The sequence below is a fragment of the Roseibacillus persicicus genome (genome assembly GCF_014651675.1).
GTDB lineage: Bacteria > Verrucomicrobiota > Verrucomicrobiia > Verrucomicrobiales > Akkermansiaceae > Roseibacillus > Roseibacillus persicicus.
The window spans coordinates 539002-562613 of record NZ_BMXI01000001.1; the positions used below are offsets into that span (position 1 = coordinate 539002).

23 protein-coding genes are annotated in these 23612 nt (G+C 56.0%); 17 read left to right on the plus strand and 6 right to left on the minus strand.

The window, feature by feature from the left end:
• Positions 1–408: 408 nt before the first annotated feature.
• Positions 409–1734, plus strand: coding sequence for a sialate O-acetylesterase (locus IE099_RS01945; protein ID WP_229809345.1), 1326 nt, complete (start codon positions 409–411; stop codon positions 1732–1734).
• A 42-nt stretch (positions 1735–1776) separates the two neighbouring features.
• Here IE099_RS01945 and IE099_RS01950 read toward each other — a convergent pair whose 3' ends face one another.
• A complete protein-coding gene (locus IE099_RS01950) occupies positions 1777–2667 on the minus strand; it encodes a LysR family transcriptional regulator (protein WP_229809346.1) in 891 nt (296 codons plus the stop codon).
• 125 nt (positions 2668–2792) lie between these two features.
• On the opposite strand from IE099_RS01950, the gene IE099_RS01955 reads away from it, so the two are divergent.
• The 5 genes from IE099_RS01955 to IE099_RS01975 all read left to right on the plus strand — a co-directional run bounded on the left by IE099_RS01955 (position 2793) and on the right by IE099_RS01975 (position 7941).
• On the plus strand, positions 2793–3581 hold the full coding sequence (locus tag IE099_RS01955) for an SDR family NAD(P)-dependent oxidoreductase (RefSeq protein WP_189566845.1): 789 nt from the start codon (positions 2793–2795) through the stop codon (positions 3579–3581).
• An 86-nt stretch (positions 3582–3667) separates the two neighbouring features.
• On the plus strand, positions 3668–4156 hold the full coding sequence (locus tag IE099_RS01960; RefSeq protein WP_189566846.1) for a phosphatase domain-containing putative toxin: 489 nt from the start codon (positions 3668–3670) through the stop codon (positions 4154–4156).
• 171 nt (positions 4157–4327) lie between these two features.
• Entirely contained in the window at positions 4328–5512 is a 1185-nt protein-coding gene (locus IE099_RS01965; RefSeq protein ID WP_189566847.1) for a L,D-transpeptidase family protein, read from the plus strand.
• A 192-nt stretch (positions 5513–5704) separates the two neighbouring features.
• Positions 5705–7033 (plus strand): hypothetical protein, encoded by a 1329-nt coding sequence (locus IE099_RS01970; protein ID WP_189566848.1) that lies wholly within the window; start codon positions 5705–5707, stop codon positions 7031–7033.
• 179 nt (positions 7034–7212) lie between these two features.
• Positions 7213–7941 (plus strand): hypothetical protein, encoded by a 729-nt coding sequence (locus tag IE099_RS01975; protein ID WP_189566850.1) that lies wholly within the window; start codon positions 7213–7215, stop codon positions 7939–7941.
• 140 nt (positions 7942–8081) lie between these two features.
• On the opposite strand, the gene IE099_RS01980 is transcribed toward IE099_RS01975, so the two are convergent.
• Both IE099_RS01980 and IE099_RS01985 read right to left on the minus strand, forming a co-directional pair.
• Positions 8082–8669, minus strand: coding sequence for a hypothetical protein (locus IE099_RS01980; RefSeq protein ID WP_189566852.1), 588 nt, complete (start codon positions 8667–8669; stop codon positions 8082–8084).
• Between the two features lie 106 nt (positions 8670–8775).
• Complete coding sequence (locus tag IE099_RS01985) at positions 8776–9330, minus strand: hypothetical protein (protein ID WP_189566853.1); 555 nt, start codon at positions 9328–9330, stop codon at positions 8776–8778.
• A 528-nt stretch (positions 9331–9858) separates the two neighbouring features.
• Here IE099_RS01985 and IE099_RS01990 point away from each other — a divergent pair.
• The 5 genes from IE099_RS01990 (at position 9859) to IE099_RS02010 (ending at position 14441) form a co-directional block, all read left to right on the plus strand.
• On the plus strand, positions 9859–10818 hold the full coding sequence (locus tag IE099_RS01990; RefSeq protein WP_189566854.1) for a hypothetical protein: 960 nt from the start codon (positions 9859–9861) through the stop codon (positions 10816–10818).
• A gap of 75 nt (positions 10819–10893) precedes the next feature.
• Positions 10894–11322, plus strand: coding sequence for a GAF domain-containing protein (locus IE099_RS01995; RefSeq protein ID WP_229809347.1), 429 nt, complete (start codon positions 10894–10896; stop codon positions 11320–11322).
• A gap of 54 nt (positions 11323–11376) precedes the next feature.
• Positions 11377–12699, plus strand: coding sequence for a mechanosensitive ion channel family protein (locus tag IE099_RS02000; protein WP_189566856.1), 1323 nt, complete (start codon positions 11377–11379; stop codon positions 12697–12699).
• Between the two features lie 27 nt (positions 12700–12726).
• The gene (locus tag IE099_RS02005) at positions 12727–13626 is read left to right on the plus strand and encodes a diacylglycerol/lipid kinase family protein (protein WP_189566857.1); all 900 of its coding nucleotides are present in this window, start codon (positions 12727–12729) and stop codon (positions 13624–13626) included.
• On the plus strand, positions 13623–14441 hold the full coding sequence (locus IE099_RS02010) for a metallophosphoesterase family protein (RefSeq protein ID WP_189566858.1): 819 nt from the start codon (positions 13623–13625) through the stop codon (positions 14439–14441). Before IE099_RS02005 ends, IE099_RS02010 begins: the two co-directional genes overlap by 4 nt.
• Before the next feature lie 31 nt (positions 14442–14472).
• Here IE099_RS02010 and IE099_RS02015 read toward each other — a convergent pair whose 3' ends face one another.
• The gene (locus IE099_RS02015) at positions 14473–16515 is read right to left on the minus strand and encodes a vanadium-dependent haloperoxidase (RefSeq protein ID WP_189566859.1); all 2043 of its coding nucleotides are present in this window, start codon (positions 16513–16515) and stop codon (positions 14473–14475) included.
• Between the two features lie 235 nt (positions 16516–16750).
• Between IE099_RS02015 and IE099_RS02020 the strand changes: the two genes are divergently transcribed.
• From IE099_RS02020 to IE099_RS02030, 3 genes are all read left to right on the plus strand, one after another.
• The gene (locus IE099_RS02020) at positions 16751–17614 is read left to right on the plus strand and encodes a phosphodiester glycosidase family protein (protein WP_229809352.1); all 864 of its coding nucleotides are present in this window, start codon (positions 16751–16753) and stop codon (positions 17612–17614) included.
• Complete coding sequence (locus tag IE099_RS02025; protein WP_189566863.1) at positions 17611–18330, plus strand: phosphodiester glycosidase family protein; 720 nt, start codon at positions 17611–17613, stop codon at positions 18328–18330. The genes IE099_RS02020 and IE099_RS02025 overlap by 4 nt, the downstream gene beginning before the upstream one ends.
• A 238-nt stretch (positions 18331–18568) precedes the next feature.
• The gene (locus IE099_RS02030) at positions 18569–19363 is read left to right on the plus strand and encodes a hypothetical protein (protein ID WP_189566865.1); all 795 of its coding nucleotides are present in this window, start codon (positions 18569–18571) and stop codon (positions 19361–19363) included.
• 20 nt (positions 19364–19383) lie between these two features.
• Here IE099_RS02030 and IE099_RS02035 read toward each other — a convergent pair whose 3' ends face one another.
• Positions 19384–19962: a hypothetical protein gene (locus tag IE099_RS02035; protein ID WP_189566867.1), complete on the minus strand. Its 579-nt coding sequence runs from the start codon at positions 19960–19962 to the stop codon at positions 19384–19386.
• Between the two features lie 57 nt (positions 19963–20019).
• On the opposite strand from IE099_RS02035, the gene IE099_RS02040 reads away from it, so the two are divergent.
• The 3 genes from IE099_RS02040 to IE099_RS02050 are packed head-to-tail and all read left to right on the plus strand — an operon-like array spanning position 20020 to position 23032.
• The gene (locus tag IE099_RS02040; RefSeq protein ID WP_189566869.1) at positions 20020–20460 is read left to right on the plus strand and encodes a hypothetical protein; all 441 of its coding nucleotides are present in this window, start codon (positions 20020–20022) and stop codon (positions 20458–20460) included.
• Positions 20457–21002: a PulJ/GspJ family protein gene (locus tag IE099_RS02045; RefSeq protein ID WP_189566871.1), complete on the plus strand. Its 546-nt coding sequence runs from the start codon at positions 20457–20459 to the stop codon at positions 21000–21002. The genes IE099_RS02040 and IE099_RS02045 overlap by 4 nt, the downstream gene beginning before the upstream one ends.
• Positions 21002–23032 (plus strand): hypothetical protein, encoded by a 2031-nt coding sequence (locus IE099_RS02050; RefSeq protein WP_189566873.1) that lies wholly within the window; start codon positions 21002–21004, stop codon positions 23030–23032. The genes IE099_RS02045 and IE099_RS02050 overlap by 1 nt, the downstream gene beginning before the upstream one ends.
• Here IE099_RS02050 and IE099_RS02055 read toward each other — a convergent pair.
• On the minus strand, positions 23029–23598 hold the full coding sequence (locus IE099_RS02055; protein ID WP_189566875.1) for a L,D-transpeptidase family protein: 570 nt from the start codon (positions 23596–23598) through the stop codon (positions 23029–23031). The two genes, IE099_RS02050 and IE099_RS02055, sit on opposite strands and share 4 nt — an antisense overlap.
• Positions 23599–23612 lie beyond the last annotated feature (14 nt).

A 23612-nucleotide genomic window follows, 5' to 3' on the forward strand; every position in this document is an offset into this window, starting at 1 on the left:
CAAGCGCCATTAAGAAACACCTTAGATCAGTCTAGAAAGCTAGACTTACGGGAGGACCTGCACCTTGGAGGCCCAGCAATGGCTACGCTGCAGGGAGCTTCGCGATCGAGCCATCTTCGTAACGATGCCAGATAGCGAACCGTTGTCCAAATCGCTCTTTTCATGACCCGGTTGATAAAGTTTTCCCATGGAACGAACTTTGCGCCATCCTGTTTTTTTTCGGGTCGTCAGTCGTGTCGTTTCCTTGCCTCCATACTTATCAGGTATCCTATCTTCACCTTTGATTCTTTCGTCAAATAAGGGCCTCAGAGGGGTGACGCTTTGGTCTTCAGCAAGGCGTTTACTCCCCAAAAGGGAACAGTTCTTTTTTCGAAAAGACACTTGTTTGCTTGAGCATGAAAACTTGAAGTGAAACAGAGAGGATTGCGCGCCGCCAACATCATGATTCTCCCTGCCTGCCTTCGACATCCCGCCCTTTTTATCGCTCTAGCCTTGAGTTTTTCTACCTCAGGACACAGCGAAACCGCGACGAAACCTCTCCGCGTTTATATCCTGGCAGGGCAATCCAATATGGTCGGAAGCGGCGCACTTTCGACTCTGGATGCCATCGGGGATGACCCCGCAACCGCTCCCCTGTTAGAACGAATGCTCAACGCGGAAGGTAAGCCACGCACTTGTGAGCAGGTGTGGATTTCTTCCCTCAATGGCAAGTATCGCACTGCGGGGGGCGAAGGATTCGGAAAGCTCTCTCCCGGCTATGGCCTGCGGAAAGAAGACCCTACCCTGCCAGGCGACTGCATCGGCCCCGAATACACCTTTGGCCTGACTATGGATGAACACTACGACGGCCCCACTCTCCTCATCAAAACCGCGTGGGGAGGGAAAAGCCTCCACCTCGACTACCGCCCGCCGAGCGCAGGCCCCTATGTTCTCCCCGATGAGAAAAGAGAGAAGCTGGTCGCCAATGGCAAGCTCGAGAAAGTCTTGGCGGACAACGCGGAATACTCCGGAAAATATTACGGGCTGATGATGAACCACGTTCGCAAGGTTCTCAGCGACATCCCGCGAGTCTATCCTGATTACGATGAAGCCGCGGGATACGAACTCGCAGGCTTTGTTTGGTTTCAAGGATGGAATGACTACGTGGCCCTGGCGGACTACCCCCTCAGCAACGGGGATGAGCAATACGCCCCTTATGGTGAGCTTCTCGCGCACTTCATTCGGGATGTTAGAAAAGATCTCGAAGCTCCGGAGCTGCCCTTCGTTATCGGGGTCATGGGCACCAATGGGAACCACACTCCCGGGCTATTCAATGAAGGGGGCCAGTCTCAACTCCGTATGGAACGCTTCCGCAAGGCCATGGCCGCGCCGTCTCTGCTCCCAGAGTTCGAGGGAATTGTCATCGCCGTCCCCACCGCCCCTTTCTGGGACGATGAAATCGCCGCTCTCGGGATGAAACAGCTCGAAATCAAGCGCATGAGATCCCTCATCGACAAGAAGTCGCCCCAAGGACCGAACGCCGATGGGAGCATGAGCCAGGAGGAAAAGAAAAAGTTTCTCGAAGACTTCACCGCCGAGACCTTTTCTCCGGAAGAACTCGCCCTCAAGGCACGCGCCACCGCAGCAGGAGGGTTCGTTCACTACTATGGTAGCGCCAAGTTCTATGCGCAGGCAGGAGAGGCCTTTGCACGAGCACTGCTCCAGGCAAACGAACAACAAGAAGAATCTAAATAGCTCGAACGCTTTCAATCTCTCCCTCTGAAAGGGACGATTCTGTTAGAGAACCAGCGGCGGCATTTTTCGGCGAACAAGCGCCATGATTTGGGCCAGTTCAGCATCGTGTTTGCTGTTCTTGTGACGGGCAAAGTGAAGCTGATTGACCAAGGGCTGATAGCCTTCCCAGAGAACCGTCACCTCGGGCACTTGCCGGCAAAGAAAATCCGGGATGATGGCCAGTCCGGGTGCACGCGACAGGTTGCGCAGGATGGAGTGAAAGTTCGGCACGATGTAGTTGGGCCGAAAGCCGGGGGACTGCCGGAAATTTTGCTTCCAGAAGCGCAGCATGTGGTCGTTGTCACCCGCGATTCCATACCAAGGCTGCTCCTGGAGCCACTCCCGCAGACCATCGGGAGCCGCTGGGTCAAACCCGCTCACGTCCAAACCCTTCCCCGCCGCAAGGACGATCGTTTCCTGCGAAAAGCGCTCGTAGCGCACCCCACCCAATTCCGGACTTTGCGGTGTCACCACCAGGTCGGTCACCTGGTTTTCCAGCTTCTTGAGCAATTGCCGGTATTCGCCAAACTCCAGAATCAAGTTGAAGGGCAGCTCGGGAACGGCTTCTTCCAGGCTGAGCTGAAAGGTCTCGAAGCACATTCCCAAGGTGATGGTGGGTCTATCCTCGAAGGTGCTGCGCTGGCTTTTGACTTCGATTTCTTCCAGTCGGGAAATCGGGTCCACAATGGCGTTATAGAGCTGCTTCCCCCGCTCGGTCGGCACGAGTTGCCGGGGCCGACGCTCGAAGAGCTTGTAGCCCACATGGTTTTCCAAAGAGCTCAGGTGCAGGCTCACCCCGGGTTGCGAGACCAAGAGGTGTTCTGCAGCGGCGGTCATGCTGCCCCGCTCGTAAATCGCCTTGAAGGTGCGGAACCACTCCAGATTAACCATCATAATTATAATCCGTCGTTATGATTTGCATCATTTGAGTAATCACTCCTTCTTCCCTATGGTCAAGCCCTCAACCGCTCGCGCTTTTGGAATCGCGGGCAAAAAAACAGAACCTCACAACAAGTATTATGAATCTAGAACTGAATGGAAAAACCGCCCTCGTCACCGCTTCCTCTGGTGGAATCGGACTCGAAATCGCCCGCTCCCTCGCCGCCGAAGGCGCCCGCGTGATCGTCAACGGACGCAGCGCAAAGCGGGTGAATGAAGGCATTGCCGACATCCAATCTCAATTGCCCGACGCCGACCTGCAAGGCTTGGTCGCCGACAACTCCACGCTGGAGGGCTGCGAGAAAACCCTGAGCGAGGTCCCGACCGTCGACATCTTGGTCAACAACCTCGGCATCTACGAAGCGGTCGGCTTTTTCGACGAAACCGATGAGGACTGGCAGCGCCTGTTCGAGACCAACATCATGAGCGGGGTCCGGCTGGCCCGGCACTACTTGAAGGGGATGCTCGAGCGCAAAGAAGGCCGCGTCATCTTTATCTCCAGCGAATCCGGCATCACCCCGGCTCCAGAGATGGCCCACTACAGCGCGACCAAGACCATGCAGCTGGGCATCTCGCGCGCTTTGGCCGAGATGACCAAAGGCACCCAAGTGACCGTCAACAGCGTCCTCCCCGGGCCGACTCTGACCGAGGGCGTCAGCAAGTTCATTGCCGACGTCTTTCCCGACCTGCCCCAAGAGGAAGCCGAGACACGCTTTGTGAAGGAGAACCGGCCTTCCTCCCTCATCGAGCGCCTCATCAAGCCCGAGGAAATCGGCGACATCGTCGCCTTCGTCAGTAGCGCCCGGGCCTCGGTCATCAACGGAAGCAACATCAAGGCCGAAGGAGGAATGGTGGGCACCGCCTTCTAACAATCCCAGCTCATTCCGCCGCAGACCCATTCGGTTCTGCGGCGGAGAAACATTGGCTTGGCGTCCTCTTCCTGCGATAAGCAGCCATGCCCATTCGACCCAGCTATTGGCCGGAACGCGGACAGCCCGAGCGCACCGAACCTTTCACTTGGATTGTAGAAGGAGTCATCGCCGCCTCCTGGTGGCCGGACCCCTACGTTTTCGACATTTTCGAAGAAAAGCGCATCAAGGCCGTGGTCAATGTCTGCGAATTCGACAATCGGAAAGACGTCCCCAAGCGCTTCGACTACCACTTCATTCACGTGCCGGATTTTGGCGTGCCCACCGAGCAACAGATCGACCGTTTTCTGGACATCATGGACCAGCACCATGCCGCCAAGGAACCCGTGGTGGTGCATTGCGTGGCGGGGTGCGGACGGACGGGTCAGTTCATCATCGCCTGGTGCGCCAAGGTCGGCTTCATCCCCAAGGGCACGGACCCCGTCCAATGGATTCGCGCCCGCCGCAAGTGTTGCTTGGAAACCGGAGCCCAGATCGAGTGCGCGAAGCGATTGACGAAAAAGTTTCGTGGGTAGCGCGCCAACAGTGTGTCGAGAGGCTGTCCAATTTTCCCCAAAAGTCTCAGCAAGCCGCACATTGCCCCTTGCCAGCGCGCGAAAACAGCACGAGATTTCGCTAGACCAGCGAGCTACCTTTTCTGGCACTTTTTTTGATGAAAAGGAGCTCGCGACGCGTCCCACTTGCACATGACTGCTCTTCGTTTTCTCGCCATCTTCCTGTTCACTACGGTCGCTTTCCTTGGGCCTCCACTGGCAGCGCAGTCCGTCCATCTCATCAAGGACGGGGAAAGCCTCTGGACTATCTCCAAGAAAACAGGCGTCTCCATCGAGGCCATCAAGGAGGCCAATGGGCTGACCAGCGATGTCATCTGGGAGGGCTCCAAGCTCATCATCCCGGCTCCCTCCGCTGCCCCCCCAACACCCACTCCCCCGCCCGTAGCCCAGCCTCTCCCTACGCCCGCTCCCACCACTCCGAGGAAGGCCGCCACCGGCCCGCTGTCTGCAAAAGGTCAGGACATTTTACGCCAACAGGTTCTCTTGGACCGAGCCGGATTCTCCCCGGGAAAGATCGATGGCTACGATGGCAAGTTCACCCAACTGGCCCTCACTCTTTGCGAAGCCTGGAACCCTGCCGCACTGCGCACCACCATTCCCACCACCACTGTCGCGCAAGTGCCGGTCACTTGGATTGAATACGTGAACCCGTCCCTCCCCGGCTCGGGCAAAGCCCCAGACTTCAAGGCCCTCACCAAGAACAAGCAAGTCCTGCACTACTACTCGGGACTGGAGTATCTGGCCGAGCGCTATCACTGCAACGAGGACCTTTTGCGAAAACTCAACCCGGGCTACGACTTCAAGAAACTGCGAGCCGGTGATTCCCTCGTGGTCCCCAATGTCGAGCCCTTCAAAATCGAAAGTTTCTTCAAGGCCGACGGAACCGGAATTTGGTCGAGCGGTTTGGGAAAGGGTGACACCGAGCACACCATCTACATCTCCGCCTCCGAGCTCATGCTCACTGTTTGGGAGGGCTCCAAGCTGGTTCGGGGCTACCCCATCACCCTGAACGAGGACGACAGCCCCCGCGGGCAACGCGAGCTAGGCATCATCTCTCCCGGCCCCGTCTACATGCGCAAGAAGACCGGCCTCGATCTACTCGCTGGACCCAATAGCCCGGTCGGCATCGTCTGGTGCCCCCTCGGCAACGGCTTCGGAATCCACGGCACCAGCAATCCGGATTCCATCGGGCGCGCCACCAGCTCCGGCTGCATCCGCCTCGCCAACTGGGATGCTGTTCGCCTCGCGGCCTTGGTTCGCAAAGGGACAAAAGTGATCATCAGCGAGCCGGACAAGCCCTACATCCCCAAAAACTAGACCGTTTCCAGGAAGCCCGCGCGCTACCAGCTGAACGTGTAGCGCCGGTCGTCAAAGGTCAGCTGACTCGTCACCCTTCTCCCCCTTAAGAGACATGCTGAGGGCTCGGTCCAACTGAGAACTCGTTTTCGGCAAACGAGCGCCAGTCACCGGAGAGGTGAGAGGCAACACTAGCGCACGAACAGATGCACTATGTCGACCCCTTCTCTCTCTTCCAAAACCAAGTTATCCTCCCTTCTCCTCGCTTGCGCCAGCTCTGTCACCCTCGGCTTCGCAATCGGAAGGGCCTCACTCCCCGAGCAGACCGCCTACAATCTCAATAGGACAGATAAAAAACTCACTCCTTCTCGAGAAACTCGGTCCGCAAGCGCCCGCGAGCGGAGCTACTGGCACAGTCGAGACCTTACCTCCACCGAGCTGTTAGCACTCGACCCGCGAGAGAAGTTTGCCTCCCTGATGAATGACTTCGATCGCTCCCCGCTTTCGGGCTTGGATTTCGAAAGTCTGTTTCAAATTTGGGAGTTGTCTTCGAGTCTTGAAGCGCCCGAGTTCGAGTCTCTCCTTGTAACTTTAAATTCTCAACATCGGGGACCCGAGGGCCTGATGGCAGCCTCCCTACTCGCCCATCAGTTTGGCTCCTCCGCTGGCGACAAAGCTCTCGAACACTTTCTTTCTCAAGGAAAATCGACGACGCGGAATACCGGTTTCACCAGTGCGATGTCCGGCTGGATGAAAGAAGACCCTGAAGCAGCCTACCACTGGCTCCAGCAGAATCGTAGCCGACTCGGCCGCGACATGAAAGGAGACGAATTCGTGGCCATGTATATTTCCCTGAAGTCGCAACAAGACTACTCCGGAGCACTCAACGAGGTCCTCCTGTTGGATGGAGGAGCCAGAAACCTCGGACTGAAGACCTTGACCGAGAAGGCCGCAACAGACCCTTCTCAGCGTGAGTTGCTCCTTGCTACCTTGCGAACGCAGAAGGACAGCAGGCTCCTTCAACGGGCTGAGCACGAGTTGGTCGATCATCTTTCTTGGCAAGATCCAGCCCACGCCCTGGAAGTTCTGGAAGAATTTGAGGTATCGTCAGAGCGGAAAGGCGAGCTGACCCACGATGTCCTCAAAACCTGGATTGGGAACGACCCTCAAGGTGCTCTCGAATGGCAAAGTGAGCGACTCACCGAAACAGACGGCGCCGGCGACCAGATTGCCGACAGCTTCCGGAATTGGGTCGGTCAAGACGAGGCCGCAGCCAGCGAATGGCTTCGGTCCCAGGGAGACGAATTTCAAACCGATCTGGTCTTTCAAAAAGCTGGAGAAACCCTCCAACACCGAAGCCCCTCTCGAGCGGCGGAATGGCAAGCCCAAATCTTTGATGACACCACACGGCAGGCCGGCTACCGAAAACTTTACAATCGGTGGCAACGCCAGGATCCCGTCGCGGCAGAGAACTGGGCCCGGTCTCTTCCAGATGCCGACCGCACCGCTCTTCTGAAGAACGATGTGGACTCAACCCGATAGGGTATCCACTTCTTCTCGACACCATCAGAAAACGAAGCTTCCCAAACAGATAATCCGTCTTTTCAGAGCCACTATAGAGCAAAGGATCGCAAGAATCTTATCGCATATAAGTGATAACTTAAAATCTCATCAGAAACTAAAAGAAATACTTTTAGATCTGCTGTGAACAAAACAACAAAATGAAAAAGACACAAAATCCACTGATTCTAGGAATCCTCTCTTTGGCATCACTTCAGATTGCGACTGCGGGGACCTACGTCAGTGAAGGGGTTTACGGAAATCCATTTTCCGCTGTTTCCGGAGCAGTTGCCACCAGCATATGGAGTGACGTTTCAGACAGCGTGCACACAGGGTTTCCCGGCTGGCCGGGAAGCTCCAGTTGGGGAGCAACCATCTCACCCAACAGCGCGACGGGAACCAGCACGGACATTGAGCTAGAGAGGATTGCAGGCACCGGACACTGGTTTTGGGTAGGTGGCCCATACCCAGCAGATGACACCATCTATTTCGGAGGTTTTGCCTCAAGCCGCAACGTGGGAGGAACACTGGCAGCAGAAGAAGTCGCTCCTATCTCCAACCTGACGGAGGTCATTTTCCAGATCCAATTGGGCGAAGCCGACGGGGAAGATTTTTCCTCATCAGCGGCACCAACCCTCACCTACACCACCTCATCCGGAACCTTCACCGCGACCTTGACCAGCGGAGACGCTACCAATCCTGACGACTCGTTCATCAACGGAACATATAGCAACGGAGAATACGATGTGGATGAAACGGTCACCCTGAACGAATACGAATTCACTTGGGACCTGAGCACCGTTAGCGAGACTATACTCAGCTTCAAAGTTGAATGGAATCAAGCGATGCACTCCCAGCTCTACGGATTCCAGGTCGATCAAAAAGACTGATTGGAACGCTCTCCAGCGACCTTTTCCACATCAATTCAGGCCGTCCGCAGTGCGTGGCGGCCTTTTTGGGTTGCTGAGATAAGAAAAGCCCTCGATGGCGATCGAGGGCTTGCGGAGAACCGGATGCAAAAGATTATTTCTTATCGGCGTCGACCAACCAACAATCCGATGCCAGCCAAAGACCCAAGAAGGAAAACCGAGGGCTCAGGGACTGACGAGACGACAAGCTGCAACGCGCCTTCATCCCCCGCTGCCACTGACGCCTTCCAAATATCAACCGGGACATCCTCAGGATGGTGGCTCAGTCCCATCGACTCGAAGGTTTGCCCACTAAACACGGACGTCGCGTCGACATTGTAGACCGTGTGACTGGCCCCGCCTCCCAAGAGAATAGTTTGACCAAAGTCACCGAGAATTAGAATCCCATTGCTGATGACTCCAAAGTTGCTAGGTCCGACCGTCGTGCCTCCAATTGAAATGCTCCCCCCACTCAACTGTTCGGGAGCAAAGCTGAACATCTCATTCACGATCACTCCAAAGAAGTATTCAATAGGATGTTCGACTTGGGAGTCCCCGATCTGGATGAACTGAACGATTGTTCCAAAGTCCGCCTGTCCCAGATCGGTGACTGAACTATTCTCAACTTCCTGTGTGAGAGCCGCACCGGTCACATCAATGCTTCCAGTGGCCACCATCACAACATCTCCTCCGATTTCAGAAAAAGTCATCGTGACAGCTGCCGGGCATAGACCCGATGACGCAGCGAACAAGCAGATGGTTCCAAGACAATTCTTTGATAATTTCATTTTTTGTGTGTGTATTTTAGCTGTCTATCTAACAAGTGCGTCTTCTGCTGGTGACAAATCCAGAGAAGGCGAATGCACAAAGGAAAAGTCCGCTGGGCTCGGGAATAGGGAGGATGCTGGATGGAATTACGGAATCACTCTGGTCCAATCGGAGACCATACAGTTGACTGTGTTGCACGACATCGAATGAAATCTCCAAGTCGATTACCGGATCTGAGAACCTACTCAAGTCCCACTGCAATCCATAGGTATCCACATACACCGGAAGTCCCAGATAGAAGCCGTTCTGAGCCTGATGGGTCACTTCGTCCCCGAGCAAAGAAACGGGGGTTCCATTGACGGAAAGAACAGGCAAGGCGCCATCAACGAAGTCATATCCGAAGGCCGCTCCAATCTGCACCTGCAGAACAATTGAACTCACATTCGCGAGAGGAGAAAAGCTTAGGTCGAACGTTGCTCCATAGCTGTTCGAGTCACCTGAGGTTCCTCCCCCATAGAGACTGTCACTCGAGGGATAGGCGTTCCCTGATACTTTGTCGAACTCCACAGACATCGGTTCTCCCAGCGTAGCATTGGGGGACATCGCATTCGGCCATGGCTCGGAACCCGGAAACCTGGGAAAACCGGGATGGTCATCACTCGATAGCCCGTTCCATATTGCGGTAGAGCCAAGACCGCCAAGCAAACTGGAGGCGTCAAAGAATGGTTCTCCTTTTGTCGTGGTGGTAACCGTTGCGGCTCCGATATCTCCAATCGCCCAATGGGTCGCAGAAATCCCTATAATACCCAGCAGGCAGGGCCTTATTTTGCTTCTATTCATATTCGTTATTTTCAGATTGGAATCAGTAAGCTCTCAGCCACTGTCCTCGTTGTTGTTCGCTCTGAACTTCCAGATTCAAAGGACCGCTTTAATTATCACTAGGTTCAGAAAACAAATGGCCATGACTTGCCAATTTTTAGCGATAGAACAGCCCGAGAACTTCCTGCCTCCGATTAGAAAGGGCCTCGACCAAATCTTGTGAGAAACATAGAAAAAGTTCGTTGCATCCCAAGTTTTTGCTACGAATCAAGAAGGTGCTCGAATGCGGAAAAAAGGCCCTCTCTAGTGAACATGATTAAAAACTCGTCCTCAAATCATCTGGGCATCAACGCGCCTTCGAGAAATCATGCCAACGATGACCTCTTACTGTCCCGGAGTTCAATTTTCCTTCTGTTCCTATCCTCTCTAGCAGCACAGGGTGAAAGTCCGGCAGAGCTTCAGCGGGAGATAGTTCTCAATCCGGATCCCCACAGCGAAGAAACGGCCTACGCACAAATAAGGAAATCGTTTGGTAAAAAATCAATTGAGTCCCCCGACTTGTTCGCCGGCAATCATCAGAACTTCACTCACATTCAGATTAGAGACGATCACGAAGCCGGAGGGTGCTTCGATTTTTTTCTCCATCGTGACCTCGACGGTGATCGCAACAAAGAGTGGCCATTAGGCAAGAGCAGACAACGCAACGAAATCAAGGGATATGGAGGATCTGACGAGGGGCTCAAGGCGACAGAGGGACAAGTGACTCGTTACACTTGGCTCTTTCGAGTCAACGAAGGGATGACCCTCACTCAAAAGTTCTGCCATTTCTTTCAGCTCAAGGCAGTGGGCGGGAACGACATTGCGACTCCCCTTTTCACAATTTCGGGAAGTCGTTCGGGGGAAAGGGACCAACTCGAGCTGCGGCTACAGACATCGGATCATGCCTCTTGGCAAAGAATCCCTGTATGCGATTGGAAGGTCTGCCAAAACCAATGGCTGAGTTGCGAAATCATCGTTCGCTTTCATGAAGAAGGATATCTCCGGGCACGAATTGAATCCCGCGATGGCTCCATTTCCTTTATGAAAGAATTCCCCGAGATCGACACTTGGCGCGAGGGTAGCGAGTTCGTTCGTTCAAAGTGGGGAATTTACCGAAGCTTGGAAGACCGCGAGTCGATCCTGCAAAAGGAGGATGTGGTCTCCTTCAGCCAATTTCGAATTCAAGAGTGGAGCAAGCTGAGCTCCGTTCCGTCGCTCAAAAGGCAGGAATGAGACTCTTGAGTCATCTGCGCGCCGGGAACTCCTCTAAGACTTTGCAAGCCCATGGGAAGATGTTTCAGTAGCGCTATGATCACTGATAATCCCACTGCTTGGCTCCAAGGCATTTTGACCGAACGGCAGTGCCAGACCGGAACTCTCCACCGCACAAATTCCGACGGCTTGTTAGAATTGGTGGCGACGATTGGAGTGCCCGATCACTTGCTGCCGGTCATTTCCAACATCCCTTTTGGAAAAGGCATCGCGGGAGCAGCCGCCGAAAGTCGCGAACCGGTCGAGCTGTGCAACCTGCAGCAAAACCTGGGAGGGGTGGCTAAGGAAAAGGCGCGCGACACCAAGGTTTCCGGGTCTCTCGCCGTGCCTATCTTTTCATCGGACGGCGAGCGCGTTCTCGGGACTCTCGGCGTGGGAATGATTCAGCCTCACGACTTCAGCGAGGAAGAGAAGAAGTCCCTTGCCGAAGAAGCGATCAAGGTGGCGCAGGCTTGGGAGAGCTAAGCCCTTCGTCAGGGCCCACTTCGGCAACCGGAATACCGTTTGCTAAGAGGTGGTATGCTCTTACGAAATCTCCTCATCCTCATCATCGCCTTGTCCGGGGTGCTGGCAGCGCAATCGCCGCTGACCGAACCCGAAACGAATATCCCGGAGGGTGTGGTCATCGATGCTGATGCCCAGCCCACCGACGAGAAAATCCAAACGCGTCTGGAGAGCATCTTCGGCGAGTTAGATGGCCTGAAGGAAGTGGAAGTCAGCGTGAAATATGGAATCGTGACGCTGAAGGGTTCCGTCCCCAATGGAGAGGCGGCCAACGAGGCGGTGGCCCTCACCGAGCATACCAAGGGAGTGGTCTACGTTCGCAACCAACTGGAAGACAGCGCCTTAATCTCTTCGCGTCTACAACCGGCAAAAGAAAAGGCCGCCAAACTGGGACGCGAATTTGTCCGGAAGCTGCCTCTCATTCTCATCGCGGCAGTTGCCTTTGCCCTCTTTTGGCTACTTGCGAAGTGGTTTGGGATGCGAGAAAACTGGTTTCGAAAATGGGGAATGCATGAGCTGTCTGCCAAGCTTCTCGCGCGCACTGGCAAGCTGGTGATCATCGCGCTGGGCATTCTCATCGTGCTGGAAATTCTCGACGCCACGGCTGTTGCTGGTGCGGTCCTCGGGGTCGCGGGAGTGGCGGGAATTGCGCTCGGCTTTGCATTTCGCAATATTGTAGAGAACTACCTGGCGGGCATTTTGCTCGGTTTGCGAAATCCCTTCAACACCGGCGACGCCATCTCGGTGGAAGATTATAGCGGTAAAGTGGTGCGACTGACCTCCCGCGACACCGTCCTCATGACTCCGGATGGCAACCACATCCGCCTCCCGAACAGCCTCCTGATGACCTCGCCGCTTACGAACTTTTCCCGCAATGCGCTGCGCCGTTTCGAGTTCGCGATTGGGGTGTCCGTGGAGCTCGATCTCAATTCCGTTCGCGAACTAGGGCTATCCGCATTGCAGGAGGTTAAAGGAATTCTCACCGACCCCGCCCCCCTTATCGTCATTGAAGAGTTGGGCGACAGCACGGTGAACATGCGCTTCTTCGCCTGGATCGACCAGCGCGAGAGCGATTACCTAAAGACCAAGAGCGAGGCGATTCGCCGTGTGAAAGTGGCCTTCGATGACAACGACGTCGAGATGCCCGAGCCCATCTATCGAGTGGTGATGAAAAGAGATTCAGCCCCATCGAAGGAGCCCGCGAATCGCCCCGTCATCGAGAGCACTCCTTCTGCCGACGAAGAGCAGGATACCGCGGTCGACAAGACCATCGACAAGCAGTTGCAGGAAGAGCTGAGCCAAGACGACGAAGCCAACCTCCTCGCTGCCAAATCATAAGGTCGGTGCCACGTTCTCACGCTAACAATGCGCTATCAACTAGTCATCAACCGCGCTTCTGGTTCAGGCATCCTGGACAATCAGGAAGGTCAGGAACGTCTGGTCTCCATCTTTGCCGAAGCCGGGCATGAGGTGACGGTCCAAGTGGTCGATCCGTCCCACCTCGACCGCGCTCTCACCGATGCGCTAGCCAGCGATTGCGATGGCATCATCATTGGCGGGGGAGATGGGTCCATCACCTCCACCGCCGACCGAGTGGCGCAATCCGACAAAGTGCTCGGGGTGCTCCCGCTCGGCACCTTCAATCTGGAAGCCCGCGACCTCGGTATTTCGCTCGACCCCTTCGAGGCCGCGCGGGAACTGGCGACTGCCGAGGTGAAAAAGATCGACCTGCTACGGGTCAACGAGTTCCCCTGCCTTTGCACCATGGTCATCGGCTTCTACCCCATCGCGGCGAAGATGCGGAAGGATATTCACGGGTCAGCGTGGTGGAGAAAGTCTCTTCAAATCCCTCTCCAAATGACCCAGATCGCCACCCGCTGTCCGGTGTTGGATCTCACTTTACGAACAGACGGTCAGACCGTCCGACGCAAGACCCGGGCGACGGCTTTCTCCCCAGGTGAATACGTCGACGAGTTCGGCCTCATCCCCCGACGCGAGAATCTCGCTTCGGGAAAACTCTTTACCTACATCTCCGAACATCTCACCCGCGCCCAGTTGTGGAAGCTCTCATTGGACTTTCTAACAGGTCGTCTATTTTCCACGGAAGGAATGACTGTGCTGGATTGTGAAGAGCTCACCTTGAACGCGGGAAAAAGGGGCCAAATTCCCGCGATGATTGACGGCGAAATCGTCCGTCTCCAGCTCCCTTGTCAAATCCGGGTGGAGCCTGCTGCCCTTTCTATTCTAGTCCCCTCTCAACCATGAGCTTCACACTCCTCCACTACTCAGACCCTCACTTTGGAGCCTCGGATTCGCGCATTGCCAGTGCCGCCGTGCGGCAAGCCCTCACTCTGGACCCGGACGCAACGGTCGTTTCGGGAGACTTTTCCATGCGGGGTCGGCGGCGGGAATTTCTCGCTGCCCGAATCTGGTTGGAAGAACTCCCCGGCTCCCCCATCGTTTTTCCAGGGAATCACGACGTGCCCGCCTTCAACAACTTGTGGGAACGCTTTACCGCTCCTTTCCAGAACTACCGAAAGCACCTAAGCGAAGAAGAAGAGCCCCAGGCCGAATTGGGCACCTTGGGAAAAATCGTCACCGTCAATTCCTGCACCCCGTTTGGCTGGCACCGGGACTGGTCACGCGGATTTCTCAGTCCCATGCAGGGGACACACATCGCGAATTCCTTCGAAGGTTTGCCTCCGGAAAAACTCCGGATTCTCGGCATGCATCACCCCCTCCTGGCCTCCGGCGAAAAGAAGCGCGCCCTCGTCTCACCCCTCCCCCTTATCAGCAACATGCTGCAGGATAATCAAGTGGACCTCGTGCTGGCGGGCCACTTTCACCAGTCCAAGGTTGGGGTCTTTCCAATGGATAATGCCAAACGCCCGCTCGTGGTTTCGCAAGCCCCCTCCATCTGCTCAACCCGGTTGAAGGGCGAGCCAAATGGATTTCACTTTCTTCATCTCTCACCCGATGAAATTACCATCGAGGCCTGGCAATGGGATGGCCACCACTTCAGAGAAACCTCATCCACTCGTTTTCTGAAAAAAGACGAAGGCTGGCAGAGCGAGACTTGAAGGGCCTCGCCCGATCCCATGCTGGCTTCCGTTAGTTCTGTGAACGCACGACCTTGAAGAATCGTTTGCCCGGACTGTCCGACGGAGCGAGCACAAGGTGATTGCGGCTATCGTTCTCGGCGCGTTCGGTGGAGCCCACCATGGTGAAGGCGCCGAGGTCAACCGACTCATAGAGGGTGTAGAACATGCCGCGATGCTGGTTCCAGGCGACCTCCACAGAGCCGTCAGCCATCTCTGTGATTTGGATAGGAATCTCGTCAGTGGCCACGCTACCGTCGTAGTATTTGATCGCCATTTCCCAAGCTGAGATTCCGCACTGCGAACCAAGGATGCGGCCCGGACCATCATCGGGAGCCACGTGAATGCCTCCATAGAGCCGGGAGATTCCCGCCTGATCGGCCGCATCGTAGTAAGTTGCCCACTCCAGGGTCACGTCGGCACTCGGTCCATACTCAAACTCCAAAGACCCGGCCGGAGCCGTGTAGCTGGCGAGTCCCCCGGGGAAGTAGGGAGAGCCAGTCATCGAGGTCAAGACCTCCGCTGCCGCCCGACTAAAGGCGCTATGACCAGAGACATAGCCTGCGAAAGCTGGAGTGACGAAGGTGTCACGCTGATAGGGAAGCCAGTCGCGAGCGAGAATCCACTCCGCTCCACTATACTCGGTCTCAGGATCCGAGGGCTCCCCAGGCCATGTGTAGATGGCGGTCTTGCCCACGTGGGAAGAAAGATGGGCATGGCGCTCGCCGGGGGCGGAAGAGCTGACCGTGATTTCCTCAATCAATCCCGGCTCGAAGGGCAGAAGATTGTTTTGTCCCAGATGACGGATGCTGGAGATGGGCCGCACATAGTCGTAGTGCCGCTTGCAACCCCAGACCGCAACCGCGACATCGTGGAGAGAACCGTTGAGAGCGAGATACATCTTCACATCCCACTCCAGGTCATCCACCAGTGGTCCGACTCCGCCGATCCGAGGCTCGAAGTCAGGATGCTCAACCACTTCGTTAGCCAAGGTATTCCAGTGCCCGGGAGGAGTTTCCGAGTGCGGCCCGTCCGCCCAGAACTCGGCCAACACCCGGCCCAGATCAGCACGCTTTACCAAATTAGATGCATAGGGTTGTCCGGTGGCAGGATTGACGGAATGCCCGTTCCCGTCGTTGGCGCCCAGACTATTGTTGAAAGAGAGCGTGCTATTGGCAGTCGCCCCCGGAGAACACTCGACATAAACATTGTCGTCTGGATCCAGCCAGCTGCTGAAGCGGATGACCTCCACGTTGTTCAGCTTGTATTCAAAGTCTCCCTCCCCGTCGAGATACGGTGGGTCACCGGGATCGAAGTAGAGCTTTTCTTCTCCTTGGTAATGGAGACCGAAAGGACGGACCGCTCCCCAGTGAGCACCCACGAAGGTTTGGATATCGTCAGCAACGATACCGTTCTGAGTAACGCGGGTATCAAAGGCCAGAGGCTGCCAGCGATTGGGATTGCTAAGACTGGTTCCCGAGCTTTCGAGAATGAGAGGGCTATTCACCGGAAAGTAAGTGGGGTCATTGTACCCATTGGCCTCCCGCGAACCATCCGTGGCGGCGAAGGCAAGAACGGCTTCCGCCACCCGGTTCCCCACTGCCGCAGGACTATCGCCCACCGTGGTGGTCACCGCCGTCGAATAGCCCAAGGCCCCCATTTCCGCATCGAAGGAAGCCTTCGCCGCAGACGCTGAGGAAGCCGGAGTATTGGGATGAGGGGTGGTGAAGTAGCGTTTCACCAGGATTCGATAGGCCGCGTAGCTGATCGCCTCGCGCCGGGCATCAGCCAAAGTCGAGCCCTCGGGAACCGGGGCGACTTCGCGGTGCACATATCCCACTGCGGTAGAATCGTAGGCCGCCCAAGCATCATAAAGAGCAACCGAGAGATGAAAGAGATTGCGGGCATGGACTGGTGGGTCTGGAAAGGCCGTCCGGATGGCCGCCAGATTTTCCTCGTTCCAGTCACGTGCAATGGTACTTGCCGAAAGAACTCCCGAATTCGACCCCACGGACGAGATCAAGAGGAGGAGGGACATGCGAAGCGAGATTCTCATAATTTAATTAGCAAAGTTTAAATATTATCTTCTTTTCTCCGATTTGGCGAGAGCAAGAAAATGGGTATGAGTCAGTCAACCGGACATCAGGGGTCCGATTTCACACAAAAATCCTACCAAAATCGTCACCCTGCGAACAGTTCTTCTTCTCTTCGGTTCCCTGACCGGTGCCGACGGCCCCTGTCGCATTTCTCGCTTTCGCTTTTGGGTAGCTGGGCTTTCTTTGGAGCCCGTGATGCGCTCTATCCCTCTTTTCCTTTTCGCCATAGCCTTGGTCTCTTGCGCCCCGGAGCCAACCGCTCCCGAGCCCGTCAACCAGCCTGCCACCCTCCCAGTGCGGGCCCAGCACTACCCTGGCAATAGCCAACCCATCACCCCCGACGGCACCACTCCGGCCGACACCAGTCGCCATCCTCTGCGAGTTCGCACTGGCGAAGTGGCCGGTGCCAGCATCACCTACCTGACCTTTGACACCCGGACCCATACGCTGGAAGTCTTTGACCAAGGCGGTGTTGGGACGAAACACCAGACCGCCGGAGAAGTCACCCGCTCCCAGGGTGCCTTGGCCGGCATCAATGGAGGATTCTTCACCCCTGAAGGCAATCCTCTGGGAGTGCTGTATCATCAAGGCGAGAAAGTCGGCTCCCTCAATACCGCCTCCTCACTGGGAAGCGGCGTTCTCTATGTGGATAAAAAGCTCGCTCAGCCGGTCCTCGCCCGTCGGGAAAGCTTTCAGAAATGGCTCAAGGACCCCGCCTTTGACCCCAAGGAAGTCCTCCAAACCGGCCCCTTCCTCGTCGAGAGCGGGAAAGCCGTTTCAGGTCTTTCCAATGACGAAGCCCGGGTGCGCTCGCTGCTGCTCTGGGATGGCAAATATCACTTTGCCATCGCCCAATGCGAAGCCATCACGCTGCGCAATCTCGCTGGTGGGCTCGTCAATCAGCCCCTCGGCGACTTTCGCGTCGCGGTGGCTCTGAATCTGGATGGTGGCCGGTCCTCGGACCTCAGCATCTCCTCGAAAGTCGCTGGCGGACCCCGCGATCTTCGGCGCTGGTGGAATAAACCGGTCCGGAACTACGTTTTACTGAAGCCCCAATGATCCGTCTCGTCCCCAGCTTACTCTTTCTCTTGGTACTCCCGCTGTTCCCCCAGTATCAGCGAGCTGAACTGCAGGTCTCGGCCGATGGTCGTGCGGGGGCGATGCACTTCTATCGCTTCGACGCGAAAAGTGTCGCGCTCAAAGTCATCCCCCGCGGAACTCATCGCAATCTGGGGGCCGCGATGAGCGCAAACAAGTGCATCGCGGGATGCAATGGAGGATTCTTCGATCCCCGCTACCAGCCTCTGGGTGAGGTGATCGCCTCTGGTCAAAAGTCGGGGAAACGCAACCTCACCTCCTCCCTGACTTCCGGGGTTCTCTACCAAAAAGGCGGCGTCCTCGCCATTGAGCGCTCCAAAAGCTTTTATCAAAAAAACATCGCTGCTCCTGAGCTCATCCAGACAGGTCCCTTTCTCATCGAAAGCGGTAAAGTAGTGAGCGGCCTCTCCAATCGCAAGTTTGCCCGCCGCACCTTAATCGCCACCGATGGCAAGGGACAGTGGTTCATTGCCTATACTCCACCCACAACGCTCGCCCAGCTGGCGCAATCCCTTCATGCTGCGGGTCATCAATACGGGTTCAAGATCCAGACCGCGCTAAACTTCGACGGGGGCTCATCTTCCGCTTTGTGGGTGGGCAAGGGGGAAGGGAAAAACCCTTTTTACCTTCACGAAATCAAGCCGGTAGCGAACTACATCGGCCTCGTTGCCAAATAACTGTCCTGCCCTGCCGATGGGCACTTTTCAACGCGTTGCCCCCCCTGCGGCGAGTCACGGGGAATTCGGGCGCTATCATCTTGAAAAGGTCAAGAAAACCATATATTCTGCCTTCTCATGAGATAAAGTTTGCAAAATTTTATAAATTTTTTAAAATTATCGCAATTACCCCCCTCCTGTTCACCTCGAACCTGCTGCATATCAGCTGGTTCGATGGAGGAAATGAAGACCCTGCATCGTGGCTGACCGCATTCTAGTTCTATTGATCTTATTGACCTTCCCCCCCCAATTGGGCGCGATGGAAGGCACCGCTTTCGCTCTTTCCAAGCGCTCCACGCAAACTCACCGCGACTATTTGGAGTCTCGTCGGGAGCTCTTCTCCGAACTCTCGGACCCCTTCCAGGTCGCCTCCAAGGCCAAGGTCATCGAGGAGGAGCCAGAACCTTGGGAAAACAAGCGGAGCTTTTGGCGTCGGGGAATTCTTGCCACCATTTTCTGGGTGGGTGAGCAGCCGACTCCCCGCAACCCCACTCCCAATGACAAGAGCTCATGGGATCCCCAATGGCAGGAGAACTTTGGGGGTATTGATCGCCCCGAGAGCCGCAACGGCTTTCTCCCAACGGGTTTTGTGCCCAAGCAAACCCCTTTCTACATCGCCCTGCCCTACAACGACCTCGTTCCCGGGGGCGGTCATCAGCCCGAGGCCTCGGAGGTCATTCCGTGGTTCTGGAAGCTTCATCAGGGCCCAACCACCTCCGTCTGCCATGGTCGATGGGTAGCCATCCATCGCGAAGGCCGAATCTGCTACGCGCGCTGGCGCGACTGTGGACCCTTCAGCACCGATGACTGGCGATATGTCTTTCTAGGAGAACGCCCGAAACCCAATCCCAACGGCAATGCCGGAATCGATATCTCGCCTGCAGTGAGAGACTATCTGCAACTCGATGGGAACCGACGGGTGGATTGGAAGTTCGTAGAGGACTTTGAAGTCCCGGATGGACCCTGGAAAAATTGGACCCCCACCTCACAATGATCTTCCCCCTCCTACAGAAGCTATTCCTTTTTCGGCAACACCCCTGGTCGGGGCGGGGCCAAGCGCCCATTGTGATAGAGCAGGGAGTAACTCCCCTGTCCCTTCTTACGCAACGTATCTTCCACCGAACTGTAGGCCATCAGGAGAAAGACTCCGGGGGAAGGTTCGAAGTGATACGACTCCTCCCGGGTGAGGAATCCGTCGTCCGCGTTTTGCCCCCTTCCGTTGAGTCGAAACTTGCCATGCCTTTTCTCCAAAGCGTCCTTCATCTTGTGAAAGCTGGTTCGAACTTCATCTGGCGTCCGGCCCGGGAACTCGTAATTGACCGTCACCTCGTAGAGCTTCCCATTGTGGTATCTCGCTTCCAGGGTATCGGCCGTATGCCCGGGAATTCCTCCTTTTTTCTTAAAGGTGAAAATCTCAAGACCAGGTCGATCAGCAGGCAGCTCGACAAAAACATCCATCTTCAACTCGCCAGCCCATTGCAACAGGGCGGTCGGCTCCTCGCCCCAAGTCCGGCCAAAGGGAGCCTTCAAGAGAACTTGTCCCCCGAGGGACTGCAAAAGCAAAACAAGAACCAGAAGACCTCCAAAACGCATAAGAAGAAGTTATCTCTTATCAAAAGATCCCGCAAGAAGGCACAGTGTCGTGGCAGCATGTTGGTTGAGCTAAGTCTGGCCGTGGTCCTCCTGCTCTTTGTCTCCCTCTGGGTCTTCCGCACCAACCTGCAAACGGTCCGGCCGAGGAATTGGGCCATGGTGCAAGCCATCTCGGATGCCTACATGACCGAGCACCTCGCCCGGGCAGAAGCCATCGAGTTCGAGGTTCTCGTCTCCGGCACCTCACCTTGGCCAGCCTATCCTGATTCCACCACGACTGACGTTAACATTGGGACCCTGCCTAACAACCGGGTCATTACCGGCACCTTGGTTCAGACCAGACAACCCGCCCCTAACAATCTCCCCTCCGCCGGCGGCACCGGCACCACCCTCACCAACCCAGCTCGGGTGGAGTCATGGCTAGTACAGAGCCACCTCACCTACACTGTCGGTGGGCGGAACTACGTCAAATCCCGAAGCACTGTGAGAACGCGATGAAAACTGCCAACTCTTCCCCCCCTGTCCGGAAAGGCTTCACCCTCGTTGAGATGACGGTGGTCATCATGTTCGGCCTGGCTCTCGCCAGTGCAGGCATGATGTTGCTCAACCAACAGGTCAACACCGTCCGGATATACAACGAACAAGACTTTATCCTCAAAGAAGCCCCCCGCATCAACAACACCCTCACTTCGCTGCTCAGCCGGGCCGATGCCATTCGCCTCCACGAGAACTTCACCGATGCCGTCCAGGATCAGAATCCGGTAATCGCGGACGCCAATGTGCTGGTAGCCGCCTTTCGCGAAGTCGATAACTCGGTAACCTTCGGTATCATCAGCTTCGAGACCATCGCCGGAGAAGATTTGCTCAACTACTACTTCTTCGACCCGACCCAGACTGCACCTGTGCAGGGCACCCCTTCGTGGACCATTTCGCGGGTGGTGGATGATGCCAACTTCAACCTCGTCCAAGGCCTGTTCCAGGGCACTTTGACCGGCCCCAATGCGGAGCAGATCACCTACACCATTTCCCCCAACCAGTAATGAAGATTCGCAACAGTTCCAGACTCCCCAAGCGAGGCTACGCCGCCCTCCTGACGACGGTGACGCTATCGCTCACCATTATGGCTTTCGCCATGACGGCCTTCCGTGGCACTCGTCAGGCCCACCGGGTACAGAGCGTCAATCAAGTGCGATTGGACTATAGCCAGAAAGAACGCGCCTTCCTTCGCTCTCTGCTGCAAATCGTTCCCAACGCCGCGATGACCGCCATGATGGAGAATTCGCAATCCTCCGTGGATGACATCTCCTGGGAGGGCATCTTCGAGGATGCCTTGGTTCAGGCCCGCGTGGACCAGGCGCTTGACCCCGCAATCTCCGCCGACTTGGGAATCTCCGCAACAGTCATTTCAGCCAATACAGGAGACGCCACTTTTCTCCCCTCCAATCTCGTGACCGCGCCGAACGGCAGTGGAAACTTCGTCCTACCTTCGACCGCCTCGTCCTTCCCCACCGGGATGACCCTTCCTCCAGGGCTGACCTGGACCGGAGCTGGCTCGGGAACTGACCTGACCCACCCGGTCGTCACTTTCCGCAAAGCTCTCCCCGGAAGCTCCGAACTCTATACCGAAATGCCCTATCCCCAGATTGCATTCGGCTACACTGAACAGGGATCCACCTTCATCGCCAAACGCAACTGGTGGGCCTTTACCCTCAACTTCGGAGCAGATACCGAGGCCATCACGGGAATCGCTCCCACACCGCGGACTTATGTCCTCTCGATTTACGAAGTTCCGACTCAGCTCGCAGTCTCCAGCTCGGGCTTCACCACTTCTCTTGGTAAGTTCAATGACGGTTCCGACTGGGATCCGGCCAAAATTTCCATCACCGGAAGCGTCTACGCCTCCAAGGCCAAGGTGGAAGACCTCAGCCAGTTTACCAATGTGGCCAGCCGCGAAGGAGTCTTTTTAGGTTCGTCGGCTCCCGCAGGCCAATCGATTGGAGGCCTGGCCGAGCGCCGCGAGCTCGAGGCGACCACCAATACCTTCTACCCCTACTCTTCATCATCCGATTCGGGCATGGTTTCTTTCACCGCTGTGAACCGGGGCTGGGATTTCTTCGACTACTTCGCAGACACGACCTTGGCGGACCGAACGCAGGCTTACTTCAGCGACCCCGTGTCTTCCAGCACTCGCCGGGACTACTTCTCTGACCCTACTGCCATGAATAGCGTCAGCCCCACTGGCTGGAATGAATATTCTCTGGGAGCCCGGCAAACCCAGATGCAGGTGGAAATTGGCCGAGCCACTTCCTCAAGCAACCAGATGCCCAATCGCCTGTTTGTGAGCGCCCGCTTTGATAGCGACACCATCACCCGGAGACAGCAGACTTCTCGAAATGCCTGGTGGCGCTTTGAGGGAGAAGATGGTTACTCCCAGGGCGGACAGAGCTGGCCCACTACTCCCGACGGGGACGACTGGTTCGTTCAAACCGAATACCTCCCCAATGGCCGCCCTTGCCTAACCCTCGATCTGGAGAAACTTCCCGCTTTCCTAACAGAAATCTCAGCCGATGACTGCACCATCAACAACTCGATTTGGATCGGTCCCAAGTATGGTGTCGGAGACGTCGCCAAGCCTTCCTTTCCCAGCGCCAATGACGATGTCGCCTTGTTGATTAAAGCTTCCGAAGATCTCTCGGCCTACACCAATGGACTCACCATCATCACTCCGTTGCGGGTTTACTTTGCCGATAACTTCAACGCCGTGCCCACTACCCCGCCAGCTGGCAGCGGAATCACTGGCGACTGGTATCCACCAGTCTCAGTCTATGCTCCCGAGAAGCGCTTTGGTATTCAGGACACCTCCGGCGCGATCGACATTCAAGGTCAGATCGGGGTCTTGCCCTCCGACTCGGTGAGCTCGGAGGTCCACCCTCTCGACCTCAAGGACGGCGGCACCGACACCGTCGACTCGAACTCGATCAACGTGAATCTGACCTCGATTCAGCAAGTGGAAGACCTCCCGCCCGTCAACTCCATGAGCTGGCTGACTGTTATTCAAGAAGTCCACTAGAGCCGCACCGTCACCGGCATTCCCAACCGGCTTCTCTCATAGATCAATGGCTGGACCTCTTCGGGCATTCGAATGCATCCGAAACTGGTGCGATAACCTTTGGGAAATTCACCCACGTGAATCCCAACTCCATCCCAAGTCAATCGCATCCAGTACGGCATCGCGATTCCCAGATACTCGGTTCCGGGAGGCTTTTGCGAAACCTCCCAGCTCTTCTCGACGATCACTTCGCCGGTCTCCTTCGAGACATACTTCCCGTATTTGTTAGACCGCTTGTCCACGATCATTTCCTTAATCCGGAACGTTCCGGTTGGGGTCTCCCGCCCATCGATCCCCGTCGAGCAATCGGTTTCGATCACCGTCCTCCCCTTGTCATCCCTCAGGGTCAGTCGCTGATCTTGCAAGGAAATCTCTATAGCGCCTTTTCCTCTCTCCATCGTTTGATAAACTTCCTCATCAACCCGCCAACCGGGCTCTGGAGAAGCCAATCGAGAGCCGGACTGCACGGAACCACACGAACACAGGCCGGCTCCCGCCAGACACCCCAAAACCCAGATAGCTTTCATGAAGGAAAAGCTGC

Bases quoted from the DNA above. Each gene is read 5' to 3' on its own strand.
- IE099_RS01985 (WP_189566853.1), bottom strand. From the start codon at position 9,330: ATGTCCCCCAATGCTACGCTGGGAGAACCGATGTCTGTGGAGTTCGAC.
- IE099_RS02010 (WP_189566858.1), top strand. From the start codon at position 13,623: ATGAGCTTCACACTCCTCCACTACTCAGACCCTCACTTTGGAGCCTCG.
- IE099_RS02000 (WP_189566856.1), top strand. From the start codon at position 11,377: ATGCTCTTACGAAATCTCCTCATCCTCATCATCGCCTTGTCCGGGGTG.
- IE099_RS01950 (WP_229809346.1), bottom strand. From the start codon at position 2,667: ATGATGGTTAATCTGGAGTGGTTCCGCACCTTCAAGGCGATTTACGAG.
- IE099_RS01965 (WP_189566847.1), top strand. From the start codon at position 4,328: ATGACTGCTCTTCGTTTTCTCGCCATCTTCCTGTTCACTACGGTCGCT.
- IE099_RS02020 (WP_229809352.1), top strand. From the start codon at position 16,751: ATGCGCTCTATCCCTCTTTTCCTTTTCGCCATAGCCTTGGTCTCTTGC.
- IE099_RS02025 (WP_189566863.1), top strand. From the start codon at position 17,611: ATGATCCGTCTCGTCCCCAGCTTACTCTTTCTCTTGGTACTCCCGCTG.
- IE099_RS01970 (WP_189566848.1), top strand. From the start codon at position 5,705: ATGTCGACCCCTTCTCTCTCTTCCAAAACCAAGTTATCCTCCCTTCTC.
- IE099_RS01975 (WP_189566850.1), top strand. From the start codon at position 7,213: ATGAAAAAGACACAAAATCCACTGATTCTAGGAATCCTCTCTTTGGCA.
- IE099_RS01955 (WP_189566845.1), top strand. From the start codon at position 2,793: ATGAATCTAGAACTGAATGGAAAAACCGCCCTCGTCACCGCTTCCTCT.
- IE099_RS02040 (WP_189566869.1), top strand. From the start codon at position 20,020: ATGTTGGTTGAGCTAAGTCTGGCCGTGGTCCTCCTGCTCTTTGTCTCC.
- IE099_RS01995 (WP_229809347.1), top strand. From the start codon at position 10,894: ATGATCACTGATAATCCCACTGCTTGGCTCCAAGGCATTTTGACCGAA.
- IE099_RS02055 (WP_189566875.1), bottom strand. From the start codon at position 23,598: ATGAAAGCTATCTGGGTTTTGGGGTGTCTGGCGGGAGCCGGCCTGTGT.
- IE099_RS02015 (WP_189566859.1), bottom strand. From the start codon at position 16,515: ATGAGAATCTCGCTTCGCATGTCCCTCCTCCTCTTGATCTCGTCCGTG.
- IE099_RS02035 (WP_189566867.1), bottom strand. From the start codon at position 19,962: ATGCGTTTTGGAGGTCTTCTGGTTCTTGTTTTGCTTTTGCAGTCCCTC.
- IE099_RS02005 (WP_189566857.1), top strand. From the start codon at position 12,727: ATGCGCTATCAACTAGTCATCAACCGCGCTTCTGGTTCAGGCATCCTG.
- IE099_RS01980 (WP_189566852.1), bottom strand. From the start codon at position 8,669: ATGACTTTTTCTGAAATCGGAGGAGATGTTGTGATGGTGGCCACTGGA.
- IE099_RS01960 (WP_189566846.1), top strand. From the start codon at position 3,668: ATGCCCATTCGACCCAGCTATTGGCCGGAACGCGGACAGCCCGAGCGC.
- IE099_RS02050 (WP_189566873.1), top strand. From the start codon at position 21,002: ATGAAGATTCGCAACAGTTCCAGACTCCCCAAGCGAGGCTACGCCGCC.
- IE099_RS02045 (WP_189566871.1), top strand. From the start codon at position 20,457: ATGAAAACTGCCAACTCTTCCCCCCCTGTCCGGAAAGGCTTCACCCTC.
- IE099_RS01990 (WP_189566854.1), top strand. From the start codon at position 9,859: ATGATTAAAAACTCGTCCTCAAATCATCTGGGCATCAACGCGCCTTCG.